At 60.5% G+C, this 14437-nt stretch carries 11 protein-coding genes and 1 tRNA gene; all 12 read left to right on the forward strand.

Features of this window, described 5'->3' with window-relative positions; all coding sequences use genetic code 11:
- Positions 1-106: EF-Tu C-terminal domain-related protein (locus tag AC07VS_RS26820; RefSeq protein WP_494750434.1), on the forward strand; the 106-nt coding region annotated here is incomplete at its 5' end.
- Positions 107-115: 9 nt separating this feature from the next.
- A tRNA-Trp gene (locus AC07VS_RS26825) sits at positions 116-191 on the forward strand.
- A gap of 89 nt (positions 192-280) precedes the next feature.
- Positions 281-664: a preprotein translocase subunit SecE gene (secE, locus tag AC07VS_RS26830; protein WP_027477536.1), complete on the forward strand. Its 384-nt coding sequence runs from the start codon at positions 281-283 to the stop codon at positions 662-664.
- A complete protein-coding gene (nusG, locus tag AC07VS_RS26835) occupies positions 664-1251 on the forward strand; it encodes a transcription termination/antitermination protein NusG (protein WP_492350711.1) in 588 nt (195 codons plus the stop codon). Before secE ends, nusG begins: the two co-directional genes overlap by 1 nt.
- Before the next feature lie 127 nt (positions 1252-1378).
- The gene (gene rplK / locus AC07VS_RS26840; RefSeq protein ID WP_019577992.1) at positions 1379-1810 is read left to right on the forward strand and encodes a 50S ribosomal protein L11; all 432 of its coding nucleotides are present in this window, start codon (positions 1379-1381) and stop codon (positions 1808-1810) included.
- Positions 1810-2505, forward strand: coding sequence for a 50S ribosomal protein L1 (rplA, locus tag AC07VS_RS26845; RefSeq protein WP_492350712.1), 696 nt, complete (start codon positions 1810-1812; stop codon positions 2503-2505). Before rplK ends, rplA begins: the two co-directional genes overlap by 1 nt.
- Before the next feature lie 243 nt (positions 2506-2748).
- Positions 2749-3267 carry a 50S ribosomal protein L10 gene (gene rplJ, locus AC07VS_RS26850; protein WP_027477533.1) on the forward strand — a complete coding sequence of 173 codons (519 nt, stop codon included), beginning with the start codon at positions 2749-2751 and terminating at the stop codon, positions 3265-3267.
- A 39-nt stretch (positions 3268-3306) separates the two neighbouring features.
- Positions 3307-3681, forward strand: coding sequence for a 50S ribosomal protein L7/L12 (rplL, locus tag AC07VS_RS26855; protein ID WP_492350713.1), 375 nt, complete (start codon positions 3307-3309; stop codon positions 3679-3681).
- Positions 3682-3969: 288 nt separating this feature from the next.
- Positions 3970-8082 carry a DNA-directed RNA polymerase subunit beta gene (gene rpoB / locus AC07VS_RS26860; protein ID WP_492350714.1) on the forward strand — a complete coding sequence of 1371 codons (4113 nt, stop codon included), beginning with the start codon at positions 3970-3972 and terminating at the stop codon, positions 8080-8082.
- 20 nt (positions 8083-8102) lie between these two features.
- Positions 8103-12320, forward strand: a complete 4218-nt coding sequence (gene rpoC, locus AC07VS_RS26865) for a DNA-directed RNA polymerase subunit beta' (protein ID WP_492350715.1) — start codon at positions 8103-8105, stop codon at positions 12318-12320.
- Positions 12321-12424: 104 nt separating this feature from the next.
- Positions 12425-13003 (forward strand): LemA family protein, encoded by a 579-nt coding sequence (locus tag AC07VS_RS26870; protein WP_492350716.1) that lies wholly within the window; start codon positions 12425-12427, stop codon positions 13001-13003.
- The gene (gene rsmB / locus AC07VS_RS26875; protein ID WP_492350717.1) at positions 13000-14391 is read left to right on the forward strand and encodes a 16S rRNA (cytosine(967)-C(5))-methyltransferase RsmB; all 1392 of its coding nucleotides are present in this window, start codon (positions 13000-13002) and stop codon (positions 14389-14391) included. The genes AC07VS_RS26870 and rsmB overlap by 4 nt, the downstream gene beginning before the upstream one ends.
- The last annotated feature ends 46 nt before the right edge of the window (positions 14392-14437 follow it).

Below are 14437 nucleotides of genomic sequence, written 5' to 3' on the forward strand. Positions count from 1 at the left end.
TGTGAAGCTGATCAACCCCATCGCCATGGAAGAAGGTCTGCGTTTCGCCATCCGTGAAGGTGGCAAGACTGTGGGCGCCGGCGTGGTTGCGACCATTATCGAGTAATTGTCTCGGAGGGGTATAGCTCAATTGGCAGAGCGTCGGTCTCCAAAACCGAAGGTTGTAGGTTCGATTCCTACTGCCCCTGCCACCTGAAGGTGGCATCAAAAGCCCGTCAAGCCCTGACGGGCTTCTGTGTCTCAGGACACGCAACAAATTTGAAGCGGAATCCAGCCCATCATGGCAACTTCACAGGTTGAAACTGTCAACACAGGGGCCGACAAGGCCAAGCTCGTGGCTGCAGGCGCATTGGTGCTTGCGGCCTTGGTGGCGTTCTATCTGCTGACTCAACAGGGCGCGTTGGCGCAGTGGGCTGCACTGATTGTGGGTTTGGTCGCTGCAGGTGCTGTGTTCCTGACCTCGGAGTCGGGCCGCCAGTTGGTTGCATTCGGCCGAGAGGCTGTGCGTGAAGTGCGCAAGGTTGTCTGGCCTACCCGCAAAGAGGCCATTCAGATTACTGCGTATGTTTTTGGCTTTGTCGTGATCATGGCTTTGTTCTTGTGGTTCACCGACAAGACCCTTGAGTGGTTGTTCTACGACTTGATTCTGGGGTGGAAACGATAATGACTGACGCTGTTGACAACTCGGTGGCCCCGGTGGCTGCCACCCCCACCAATCCCGATCTGCGTTGGTATGTTGTCCATGCCTATTCGGGTATGGAAAAGGCGGTTGAACGCAACATCACAGAGCGTATCAACCGTGCTGGCATGCAGCACAAGTTTGGGCGCATTCTCGTTCCGACCGAAGAAGTGGTTGAAATGAAGAATGGCCAGCGCAAAACCACTGAGCGCCGCTTTTTCCCTGGCTACGTGCTGGTCGAGATGGTGATGGACGATGAGTCCTGGCATTTGGTGAAGCACACCAACAAGGTGACTGGCTTTGTGGGTGGGGCCAAGAACCGTCCTGCTCCAATCTCTGAAGAAGAAGTTCAGAAGATCGTCAGCCAGATGCAAGAAGGCACGGACAAGCCACGCCACAAGGTTGAGTTTGTGGTTGGCGAACTGGTTCGTGTCAAGGAAGGTCCTTTCACCGACTTCAATGGCTCGGTGGAAGAAGTGAACTATGAAAAGAGCAAGGTTCGTGTGTCTGTGACCATCTTTGGTCGTGCCACGCCTGTTGAGCTCGAGTTCACGCAGGTCGAAAAGACCTGAGTTTCTCCGGCTTGCCGGTTGTTGTGCCACCCGACTCGGTACAACGTCAAATTCAGAGTCGTTAACCCCGGGAAGCCATGTGCTGGTTGCTTGACCTGCATGGCGTTTGACCCGCAAGGAGTAAAGCATGGCGAAGAAAATCGTCGGTTTTGTGAAGCTGCAAGTGCCAGCTGGCAAGGCCAACCCGTCCCCACCGATCGGCCCGGCACTGGGTCAACGCGGCCTGAACATCATGGAGTTCTGCAAGGCGTTCAACGCTCAGACTCAAGGTGTTGAGCCAGGTCTGCCGCTGCCCGTGGTCATCACCGCGTTCGCTGACAAGAGCTTCACCTTCATCATCAAGACGCCGCCTGCGACGACTTTGATCAAGAAGGCCATCAAGCTGGACAAGGGCTCTGCTCGTCCGCACAGCGACAAGGTTGGCAAGATCACTCGCGCTCAGCTCGAAGAAATCGCCAAGACCAAGATGAAGGACATGAACGCAGCCAGCGTTGATGCCGCAATTCGTACCATCGCTGGTTCCGCACGCTCCATGGGCGTGACGGTGGAGGGTCTGTGATGACTAAGCTCACCAAAAAAGCAAAAGCCCTGCAAGGCAAGGTTGACAGCAACAAGCTGTACGCGCTGAACGACGCCATCACCCTGGTGAAAGAGCATGCTACCGCCAAGTTCGATGAGTCCATCGACGTGGCTGTGCAGCTTGGCATTGACGCTAAGAAGTCGGATCAAGTCGTTCGTGGCGCCGTGGTGCTGCCCAACGGTACCGGCAAGACCAAGCGTGTGGCTGTGTTCGCCCAAGGTGCCAAGGCTGAAGAAGCCAAGGCCGCTGGCGCTGACGTGGTTGGCATGGACGACCTGGCTGCCCAGGTGAAGGCTGGTGACATGCCCTTCGATATCGTGATTGCTGCCCCCGATGCCATGCGCATCGTCGGTACTCTGGGTCAGATCCTGGGCCCGCGCGGTTTGATGCCTAACCCCAAGGTGGGTACCGTGACCCCCGACGTTGCCACCGCTGTGCGCAACGCCAAGGCTGGTCAGGTGCAATTCCGCGTCGACAAGGCCGGTATCGTTCACTCCACCATCGGCCGTCGTTCGTTCGACACCGACAAGCTCCAGGGCAACCTGGCTGCTCTCGTGGATGCACTGAACAAGGCCAAGCCAGCGACCAGCAAGGGTGTTTACCTGCGCAAGGTTGCCGTGTCGTCGACCATGGGCGTGGGCGTTCGCGTCGACACCCAAACCATCGCAGCCTGATCGCTTCGAGCAAGAAATCGTCAGGGGACGTCAGTCCTCTGGTGTGGTGGGCCTGAGGTCTTGAAAGAGATCGCAGGGCCATCCAAGACCGCTGGTGTGGGGGCTGAAAGGCCATCACTTAATACCCGAGGGGCCAGCGCAGATGGCGATCCCGCTGCAGATGGAAATTTTCCAAAACAGTTGGTCGCTGCACTAAGGCGCGTCGAAGGAGTGATCCTGAGACGCATTTTGAAGGAGTAGACCTTGAGTCTGAATCGCAGTGAGAAAGAAGCGGTCATTTCCGAAGTGACCAGCCTCGCCGCTAAAGCTCAAACGCTCGTGATCGCGGAATACCGTGGCATCACGGTCGCTGACATGACCAAACTGCGCGTTGATGCTCGCAGCAAGGGCGTGAGCCTGAGTGTTCTGAAGAACACCCTGGCCCGTCGTGCTGTGGCTGGCAGCCAGTTTGACGTTGTCGCCGACCAGATGACTGGTCCGCTGATCTATGGCTTCTCCGAAGACGCTGTGGCTGCCGCTAAGGTGGTGGCCGATTTCGCGAAGACCAACGACAAGTTGGTGATTCGCGGCGGCGCTTTCGCAGGTAAAGCCCTGGATGTGAACGGCGTTAAGCAACTGGCCAACATTCCGTCGAAGGAAGTGTTGCTGGCCCAGTTGTGTGGCTTGCTGATGTCCCCGATCTCCCGCACCGCCGTGGTGCTGGGTGCTTTGGCGGCCAAAAAAGGCGAAGGCGCAACCGAAGAAGCTGCTGTGGCTGCTTGAGCCCACAGCAACCTTGAACCAATTGTTAGGAATTTAAAAATGGCATTCGATAAAGACGCATTTCTGACCGCTCTCGACAGCATGACGGTCCTCGAACTCAACGACCTGGTCAAGGCCATCGAAGAGAAGTTTGGCGTGAGCGCTGCCGCCATGGCCGCTCCTGCTGCTGGTGGCGGCGCTGCTGCTGCTGTCGTTGAAGAGAAGACCGAATTCAACGTCGTTCTGCTCGAAGCTGGCGCCAACAAGGTGTCCGTCATCAAGGCCGTGCGTGAAATCACCGGCCTGGGTCTGAAGGAAGCCAAGGACCTGGTCGACGGCGCTCCCAAGGCCGTCAAGGAAGGCATTGCCAAGGCCGACGCCGAAGCTGCCAAGAAGAAGCTGGAAGAAGCTGGCGCCAAGGTCGAACTCAAGTAATTGGGTCTCGCTCAGAGGCTGGAGTGCTCACAAAGGGCCTCCAGCCTTTGGTGCTTATTGGATGCGTCTCACAGAGCGCACCCAAAAGCTGCAGACTGGCAGCTTTTGAGTGTCTTCTGACCCCGACAGCAGAAGATGCCTTGGTCCGGGTGATGTGCAATGCATCGCCGTCAGCCATGGTTGGTAGTGGCCAACCGCCAAGCCCGCACGTGTGTGCCCAGCGTGCACCACCGTCCCGCGGGTCCAGTCGTCGAAGACCCAGGACTCATGTCTTTGCCCGGAGATTTCATGGCCTATTCATACACCGAACGCAAGCGAATCCGCAAAAGTTTCGGCAGCCGCGACAGCGTGCTCGAAGTGCCTTACCTGCTGCAGATGCAGAAGGATGCCTACACTGCATTCCTGCAAGCAGATGTTGCCCCCCAGAAACGCACCAACGAAGGTCTGCAGGCCGCTTTTCAGGCTGCCTTCCCCATCGTCTCGCACAACGGTTTCGTGGAGATGAAGTTTGTCGAGTACAACCTCGCCAAACCCGCGTTCGATGTTCGTGAATGCCAAACCCGTGGTTTGACCTTCGCATCGGCTGTGCGCGCCAAAGTTCAGTTGATCATTTACGACCGCGAATCTTCCAGCGCCCAGTCCAAGGTGGTCAAGGAAGTGAAGGAGCAAGAGGTCTACATGGGCGAAGTGCCCCTGATGACCGACAAGGGCTCGTTCATCATCAACGGCACTGAGCGCGTGATCGTGTCTCAGTTGCACCGTTCGCCTGGTGTGTTCTTCGAGCACGACAAGGGCAAGACCCACAGTTCGGGCAAGTTGCTGTTCTCGGCCCGCGTGATTCCTTACCGCGGCTCCTGGCTCGACTTCGAATTCGATCCCAAAGACCTGCTGTACTTCCGCGTGGACCGCCGTCGCAAGATGCCGGTCACGACTCTGCTCAAGGCCATCGGCCTGAACCCTGAGTCGATCCTGGCCAACTTCTTTGTCAACGACAATTTCCGCCTGATGGACAGCGGTGCACAGATGGAATTCGTGCCCGAGCGCCTGCGCGGCGAGGTGGCTCGTTTTGACATCACCGACAAGTCCGGCAAGGTGGTGGTGGCCAAGGACAAGCGCATCACGGCGCGCCACACCCGTGAGCTCGAGCAATCGGGCACCACCCATGTCAGCGTGCCTGAAGACTTCCTGATCGGCCGCGTTGTGGCTCGCAACATCGTGGACGGCGACACTGGCGAAATTCTGGCCAAGGCCAACGATGAGCTGACCGAAGCGCTGCTGAAGAAGCTGCGCAGCGCCGGCATCCTCGATCTGCAGTGCATCTACACGAATGAACTGGACCAAGGTCCGTACATCTCGCAGACCCTGCGCACGGACGAAACCAACGACGAGTTCGCTGCCCGTGTGGCCATCTACCGCATGATGCGCCCAGGCGAGCCGCCCACCGAAGACGCTGTGCAGGCTCTGTTTCAGCGCCTGTTCTACAACCCCGACACCTACGATCTGTCGCGCGTCGGGCGCATGAAGTTCAACGCCAAGATCGGTCGCGAAGAGTCGACGGGTCCGATGGTGCTGACCAACGAAGACATCCTGGCTGTGGTCAAGATCCTGGTGGATCTGCGCAACGGCAATGGCGAAGTCGACGACATCGACCACTTGGGCAACCGCCGCGTGCGTTGCGTGGGTGAACTGGCTGAGAACCAATACCGCACAGGTCTGGCTCGCATCGAAAAGGCCGTGAAGGAACGTCTGGGTCAGGCTGAGCAAGAGCCGCTGATGCCGCACGACCTGATCAACTCCAAGCCGATTTCCGCGGCTCTCAAGGAGTTCTTCGGTGCCTCGCAGCTGTCGCAGTTCATGGACCAGACCAACCCGCTGGCCGAAATCACCCACAAGCGCCGTGTGTCGGCCCTTGGCCCGGGTGGCTTGACCCGCGAACGCGCCGGCTTCGAAGTGCGTGACGTGCACGTGACCCACTACGGTCGCGTCTGCCCGATTGAAACGCCTGAAGGTCCGAACATCGGTCTGATCAACTCCCTGGCGCTGTACGCCCGCCTCAACGAGTACGGTTTCATCGAAACCCCGTACCGTCGCGTGGTGGACGGCAAGGTGACCGACCAGATCGATTACCTGTCGGCCATCGAAGAAGGCAAGTACGTGATCGCCCAGGCCAATGCCACTCTGGACGCCGAAGGCCGTCTGACGGGTGACCTGGTGTCGGCCCGTGAAAAGGGTGAATCGACCTTGCTGAGCGCCGAGCGCGTGCAGTACATGGACGTGTCGCCCGCCCAGATCGTGTCGGTCGCTGCCTCGCTGGTTCCGTTCCTCGAGCACGATGATGCGAACCGCGCTTTGATGGGTGCCAACATGTCGCGTCAGGCCGTGCCGGTGCTGCGTCCCGAGAAGCCCATGGTGGGGACCGGGATCGAGCGCGTGGCAGCTGTCGACTCGGGCACCGTGGTCACTGCCACCCGTGGTGGCGTGGTGGATTACGTCGACGCTACCCGCATTGTGGTGCGTGTGAACGACGACGAAGCCGTGGCCGGTGAAGTGGGTGTGGACATCTACAACCTCATCAAGTATCAGCGTTCCAACCAGAACACCAACATCCACCAGCGTCCGATCGTCAAGCGTGGCGACAAGCTGGCCAAGGGTGACGTGATTGCTGACGGTGCCTCGACCGACCTGGGTGAAATTGCCATCGGCCAGAACATGCTGATCGCTTTCATGCCCTGGAACGGCTACAACTTCGAAGACTCGATCCTGATCTCCGAACGCGTGGTGGCCGACGACCGCTACACCTCGATCCACATCGAGGAACTGGTGGTGATGGCCCGTGACACCAAGCTGGGCGCTGAAGAAATCACCCGTGACATCCCGAACCTGTCTGAACAGCAGCTGAACCGCCTCGACGAGTCGGGCATCATCTACGTCGGCGCCGAAGTGCAACCCGGCGACGTGCTGGTGGGCAAGGTCACCCCCAAGGGTGAAACCACGCTGACGCCTGAAGAGAAGCTGCTGCGTGCCATCTTCGGTGAGAAGGCTTCCGACGTGAAGGACACTTCGCTGCGTGTGGATCAGGGCTCGCAAGGCACCGTGATCGATGTGCAGGTGTTCACCCGTGAAGGCATCACCCGCGACAAGCGTGCCCAGCAGATCATTGACGATGAACTCAAGCGCTTCCGCCTGGACCTGAACGACCAGTTGCGCATCGTTGAGGCCGACGCTTTCGACCGTATCGAAAAGCTGCTCACCGGCCGCGTTGCCAATGGCGGCCCGCAAAAGCTGGCCAAGGGCACCAAGCTCGACAAGGCTTACCTGAGCTCGGTCGAGAAGTTCCACTGGTTCGATATCCGTCCGGCTGAAGACGAAGTCGCCACCCAGCTCGAATCCATCAAGAATTCGCTGGAGCAGACCCGTCACAGCTTCGACCTGGCTTTTGAAGAAAAGCGCAAGAAGTTGACCCAGGGCGACGAACTGCCTGCTGGCGTGCTGAAGATGGTCAAGGTGTACCTGGCCGTCAAGCGTCGTCTGCAGCCGGGTGACAAGATGGCCGGCCGTCACGGTAACAAGGGTGTGGTGTCCAAGATCGTTCCGGTCGAAGACATGCCCTACATGGCCGACGGCACCCCTGCCGACATCGTTCTGAACCCGCTGGGTGTGCCTTCGCGGATGAACGTGGGTCAGGTGCTTGAAGTCCACTTGGGCTGGGCCGGCAAGGGCATTGGCCAGCGCATCGGCAACATGCTGCAGGCTGAAAGCCGTCTGGCTGAACTGCGCAAGTTCTTCGAAGAGCTGTACAACGCACATGGCCGCAAGGAAGACCTGTCCCAACTGAGCGACCAAGACGTCATCGAGATGGCCGAGAACCTCAAGACTGGCGTGCCTTTCGCCAGCCCGGTGTTCGACGGTGCCGCCGAAGAGGACATCCGCGCCATGCTGAAACTGGCCTACCCGGACGACATCGCTGCCACCAAGGGCCTGACCGCTGCACGCACCCAGGCCAACCTGATCGACGGCCGCACAGGTGAACCGTTCGAGCGTCCGACCACCATCGGCTACATGCACTTCTTGAAGCTGCACCACTTGGTCGACGACAAGATGCACGCCCGTTCCACCGGCCCGTACTCCCTGGTCACGCAGCAACCGTTGGGCGGCAAGGCCCAGTTCGGTGGTCAGCGTTTCGGGGAAATGGAAGTGTGGGCGCTGGAAGCTTACGGCGCCGCCTACGTTCTGCAGGAAATGCTCACCGTCAAGTCCGATGACGTGCAAGGTCGTACCAAGGTGTACGAAAGCATCGTCAAGGGCGAACACGCCATCGAAGCCGGCATGCCGGAGTCGTTCAATGTGCTGGTCAAGGAAATCCGTTCCCTGGGCCTGGACATCGAACTCGAACGTTCTTAATTTGAAAAGGAAAGAGTCACATGAAATCGCTACTCGACCTGTTCAAGCAATTCACGCCCGATGAGCATTTCGATGCCATCCGCATCGGCATGGCTTCGCCTGAGAAGATCCGTTCCTGGTCTTTCGGTGAGGTGAAAAAGCCAGAAACCATCAACTACCGCACCTTCAAGCCCGAGCGTGATGGCCTGTTTTGCGCCAAGATCTTCGGCCCCATCAAGGACTACGAGTGCCTGTGCGGCAAGTACAAGCGCCTCAAGCACCGTGGCGTGATCTGCGAAAAGTGCGGCGTTGAAGTCACCCAGACCAAGGTGCGTCGTGAACGCATGGGTCACATCGACCTGGCCGCGCCTTGCGCCCACATCTGGTTCCTGAAGTCGCTGCCATCGCGTCTGGGCCTGGTGCTCGACATGACGCTGCGCGACATCGAACGCGTGTTGTACTTCGAAGCCTACGTGGTGACCGACCCCGGCATGACCCCGCTGAAGAAGTTCAGCATCATGTCCGAGGACGACTACGACGCCAAGCGCAAGGAATACGGCGATGAATTCATCGCCAAGATGGGCGCCGAAGGCATCAAGGATCTGCTGGAGGCGATTGACATCGACACCGAGATCGAACGCCTGCGCGGCGACCTGACCGGCTCTGAAGTCAAGGTCAAGAAGAACGCCAAGCGCCTCAAGGTGCTCGAAGCCTTCAAGAAGTCGGGCATCAAGCCCGAGTGGATGGTGCTCGAAGTGCTGCCCGTGTTGCCGCCGGACCTGCGTCCGCTGGTGCCGCTGGATGGTGGCCGTTTCGCCACCTCCGACCTGAACGACCTGTACCGCCGCGTCATCAACCGCAACAGCCGTCTGCGTCGCCTGCTGGAGCTGAAGGCCCCTGAAATCATCGCCCGCAACGAAAAGCGGATGTTGCAGGAAGCCGTCGACTCGCTGCTCGACAACGGCCGCCGTGGCAAGGCCATGACCGGTGCCAACAAGCGTGCTCTCAAGTCGCTGGCCGACATGATCAAGGGCAAGAGCGGTCGTTTCCGTCAGAACTTGCTGGGCAAGCGCGTCGACTACTCGGGTCGTTCGGTCATTACCGTGGGCCCGACCCTGAAGTTGCACCAGTGCGGTCTGCCCAAGCTGATGGCGCTGGAACTGTTCAAGCCTTTCATCTTCTCGCGCCTCGAGGCGATGGGCATTGCCACCACCATCAAGGCAGCCAAGAAGGAAGTTGAATCCGGCACGCCGGTGGTTTGGGACATCCTTGAAGAAGTCATCAAGGAACACCCGATCATGCTCAACCGTGCGCCTACGCTGCACCGTCTGGGCATCCAGGCCTTCGAACCCATCCTGATCGAAGGCAAGGCCATTCAACTGCACCCGCTGGTCTGCGCGGCCTTCAACGCCGACTTTGACGGTGACCAGATGGCTGTCCACGTCCCGCTGTCGGTGGAAGCCCAGATGGAAGCCCGCACGCTGATGCTGGCCTCCAACAACGTGCTGTTCCCCGCCTCGGGCGAACCCTCGATCGTGCCCTCGCAAGACGTGGTGCTGGGTCTGTACTACACGACCCGTGACCGCATCAACGCCAAGGGCGAAGGCCTGGTGTTCTCCGATGTGCCCGAAGTGCAACGTGCCTTTGATGCAGGCCAGGTCGAGCTGACCGCCCGCGTCACCGTGCGTATCACCGAGTGGAACAAGGACAAGGCCACCGGCGAATTCGTGCCTGACACCAAGCTGGTCGAGACCACTGCTGGCCGCGCACTGCTGTCCGAGATCCTGCCCAAGGGCCTGCCTTTTGCCAACATCAACAAGGCGCTCAAGAAGAAGGAAATCTCGAAGCTGATCAACGTCTCCTTCCGCAAGTGCGGTCTGAAGGAAACCGTGGTCTTCGCCGACAAGCTGCTGCAAAACGGTTTCCGTCTGGCCACCCGCGCCGGCATCTCGATCTGCATCGACGACATGCTGGTGCCACCAGAGAAGCAAGGCATCATCGAGCGCTCCGAGCGCGAGGTGAAGGAGATCGAACAGCAGTACGTCTCCGGTCTGGTGACCGCTGGTGAACGCTACAACAAGGTGGTGGACATCTGGGGCAAGTCGGGTGACGAAGTCTCCAAGGTCATGATGGCCCAGTTGGCCAAGCAAAGGACCATTGACCGTCACGGCAAGGAAGTCGATCAGGAATCGTTCAACTCGATTTACATGATGGCTGACTCCGGCGCCCGTGGTTCTGCCGCCCAGATCCGTCAGCTCGCAGGGATGCGGGGTCTGATGGCCAAGCCTGACGGCTCCATCATCGAGACCCCCATCACGGCGAACTTCCGTGAAGGTCTGAACGTGTTGCAGTACTTCATCTCCACCCACGGTGCCCGTAAGGGTCTGGCGGATACGGCGCTGAAGACGGCTAACTCGGGTTACCTGACCCGTCGACTGGTCGACGTGACGCAGGATCTGGTGGTCACCGAAGACGACTGCGGCACCACCAATGGTTCGCTGATGCGCGCCATCGTCGAAGGCGGTGAAGTCATCGAATCGCTGCGTGACCGTATCCTGGGCCGCACCGCTGCTGAAGACGTGCTGCACCCGGAAACCCGCGCTGTGCTGGCTGTGGCTGGCAGCATGCTGGACGAAGACCTGATCGAAGACCTCGAAGCCGCTGGCGTCGACGAAGTGAAGGTTCGCACCGCCCTGATCTGCGAAACCCGCTACGGTCTGTGCGCCAGGTGCTATGGCCGCGACTTGGGCCGTGGCGGCCTGATCAACCTCGGCGAAGCCGTGGGTGTGATTGCTGCCCAGTCCATCGGTGAGCCGGGTACCCAGCTGACCATGCGTACCTTCCACATCGGTGGCGCCGCTTCGCGTGCTGCCATCGCCTCCAGCGTGGAAGCCAAGTCCAACGGCATCATCGGCTTCAATGCCACGATGCGCTACGTGAGCAACACCAAGGGTGAACTGGTGGTGATTGCACGTTCGGGTGAAATCATCATCCAGGACGAGCATGGCCGCGAGCGTGAACGCCACAAGGTGCCTTACGGCGCGACCCTGACGGTGAAGGCCGACCAGACCATCAAGGCTGGCACCATCCTTGCCAATTGGGATCCGCTGACCCGCCCGATCATCACCGAGTTCGCCGGTCAGGTGAAATTCGAGAACGTCGAAGAGGGTCTGACCGTTGCCAAGCAGGTCGACGAAGTGACCGGTCTGTCCACCCTGGTGGTGATCGATCCCAAGCGTCGTGGCTCGGCCAAGGTGGTGCGTCCGCAGGTCAAGCTGATTGATGCCCAAGGCCAGGAAGTCAAGATCCCGGGCACCGACCACTCGGTGACCATCGGCTTCCAGGTCGGCGCTCTGATCCAGGTGCGCGACGGCCAGGACGTGGGTCCTGGCGAGGTGCTGGCCCGTATCCCAATCGAAGGTCAGAAGACCCGCGACATCACCGGCGGTCTGCCGCGTGTGGCCGAACTCTTCGAAGCCCGTACCCCCAAGGACAAGGGCACCCTGGCCGAAATGACCGGTACCGTGTCGTTCGGCAAGGAAACCAAGGGCAAGGTCCGTCTGCAGATCACCGATCCGGAAGGCCGTGTGTTCGAAGAGCTCGTGCCCAAGGAAAAGAACATCCTGGTGCACGAAGGCCAGGTGGTCAACAAGGGCGAATCGATTGTGGACGGCCCGGCCGACCCGCAAGACATCCTGCGCCTGCTGGGCATGGAAGAGCTGGCCCGCTACATCGTCGACGAAGTGCAGGACGTGTACCGCTTGCAAGGCGTGAAGATCAACGACAAGCACATTGAAGTGATCGTTCGCCAGATGCTGCGTCGTGTGGTCGTCGAGAACACTGGCGAGTCGAACTACATTGCCGGCGAGCAAGTCGAGCGCTCGGAAATCCTCAACACCAATGAGGCCCTGCAGCGCGACAACAAGGTGCCTGCCACCTACAGCAACCTGTTGCTGGGGATCACCAAGGCCTCGCTGTCGACCGACTCCTTCATCTCGGCCGCGTCGTTCCAGGAAACGACCCGCGTGCTCACCGAGGCTGCCATCATGGGCAAGCGCGACGAGCTGCGTGGCCTGAAGGAAAACGTCATCGTGGGTCGCCTGATCCCGGCCGGTACCGGTTTGGCTTACCACCAGGCTCGCAAGGCCAAGGACGCCATGGACGAAGCCGAGCGCCGCTCCATTGCAGAAGCCGAAGCCGCTGATCTGGCTGCCAGCCAGGACGCCAGCGCCGAAGCCGAGGGTGCTGCCTCGGAGTAATCACGCTCTTTGACGCGTGAGCGATCAGCGCCCCAGCCCCATTCAACGATGGGACTGGGGCGTTTTTCATCTGACACTAGCCTTTGGAATGCGTGGAGCCTGCCATGTCCTTGGAAGGGTTGCTTGACCTGCCGATCGGGGTCTGGATCACGGTTGCCGTGCTCCTGTTCTGGGCCGTCGGTGCCTACAACCGCCTGGTGCGCCTGCGTGTGGCCGCCGTTCAGGCATTCAGTTTGCTTGAGTCGCAGTGGCTCAAGCACCTGGCATGGATCGAAGTGCAATGGCTGCACAGCCCCCAAGATGCGCCGGCCCCCGCAGCGGCCGCCGACGCCGCCGAACAGGGGCGGCCCGATTTGCACATCCTCCAGCCCGCCGTGGCCCAGTTTCGCGCCTGCCTGCAGGCGGCCAAGCTCGGTCCCCTGAACTCTGAGCCGCTGGGCTCACTGTCATCCGCCTGGACCGTCTTTCGCATGGCGATCCGACAGGTGCTGGCCGATGACGACGCTGGCGTGCCGCGCCTGCCCCAGGTGCTGAGTGCCCACTGGGAACAGATGCTGCTTCAGGATCAGGCCGCCGTGGATGTTTTCAACGAAGCGGTGCAACGGTACAACCAAGCCATCCGCCAGTTTCCGGCGATATTGCTGGCCTGGGTTTTTGCCTACAGGGCAGCACGGTCTTTATGACAAGCAACTACAAAAAAATTGATTTGAATGCCAGCCTGAAGTCAGGCGACTACAGCGGCTCCGTCCCTCTGTGGCAGCAGCTGCAGGCCGTCGCCGTGGCCTTGGCCGAGGTTCGCTCAGGCGCCTCGGCCACCACGGCCATCGAGGCGGTGCCAGCCGAGTTGCGTCCGGGCGTGCAGGCGCTGCTGTTCCATGTGCTGCGCTGGCTGGGCCAGGCTGAAGCCTTGCGACGCAAGCTCGCCCCGCGAAACCCCCCGGCGCTGGCCGATGCCCTGTTGTGCACGGCGCTGGCCTTGGGCTGGCGCGAGCAGGACGCCCCCTACGAAATGTTCACGCTGGTCGATCAGGCCGTCGAGGCGGCCAAGCGCCTGCCGGCCATTCGGCCCCAATCGTCCTTCATCAATGCCTGCCTGCGCCGATTCCTGCGTGAGCGCGATGCCTTGGTCGAGGCCACAGCCCGCGAACCGATGGCGCAATGGAACCATCCACGATGGTGGATCGACCGCCTGCGTCAGGATCACCCCCGTCACTGGCAGGAGATCCTGCGCACCAATGCCACCCAGGCGCCCATGACCTTGCGCGTCAACCAGCGGCATACCACTGTGTCGGCCTACCTGCAGCGCCTGGCCACCGCAGGCATTGCGGCCGAGGCCCTGGGCGGCCCCGCCGTCATGTTGGAGCAGGCCCGCCCTGTGACCGAGGTGCCCGGTTTCGATGCGGGTGATGTGTCGGTGCAGGATGCCGGAGCCCAACTGGCGGCTCCCTTGCTGCTGGACGGCTTGGCACCCGCTCACGCGGGGCAGCGCCTGCGTCTGCTGGATGCCTGTGCCGCCCCAGGCGGCAAGACGGCGCACCTGCTCGAGCTGGCCGACTGTGACGTCACGGCCCTGGACATCGACGCCCGTCGCTGTGAGCGCATCCACCAGAACCTGTCGCGCCTGGGCCTGCATGCCCGCGTGGTCGCCGCTGACGCACGCGATCCTGAACTCTGGTGGCCGGAAAACGGCCAGAAACTGCCATATGACGGCATCTTGCTGGACGCGCCTTGCACCGCGTCGGGCATTGTGCGACGTCATCCCGATGTGCGTTGGCTGCGCCGCGAAAGCGACATCGGCCAACTCGCCATCATCCAGGCCGCCTTGTTGTCCTTGCTGTGGCCGCTGGTTCGCCCCGGTGGCCGCCTGCTTTATTGCACCTGCTCCGTCTTCCGCGCCGAGGGCGAATTGCAGATTCAAACGTTTCTTGCACACAACACCGACGCCGCTTTAAGCCCATCGCCCGGGCATTTAATTCCCCGCACGGCGCGTAAGGGGGATCCCGTCCGGGACAATGGGCTCCGTGACCACGACGGATTTTTCTACGCCTTGCTCGAAAAACGCGCAGATTGACCGGATCGTCTTTCTCGCGGGATGGCTGCTGGCTGCCTTTTTTTGG

It is taken from the genome of Curvibacter sp. GW821-FHT01G03 (assembly GCF_059422285.1).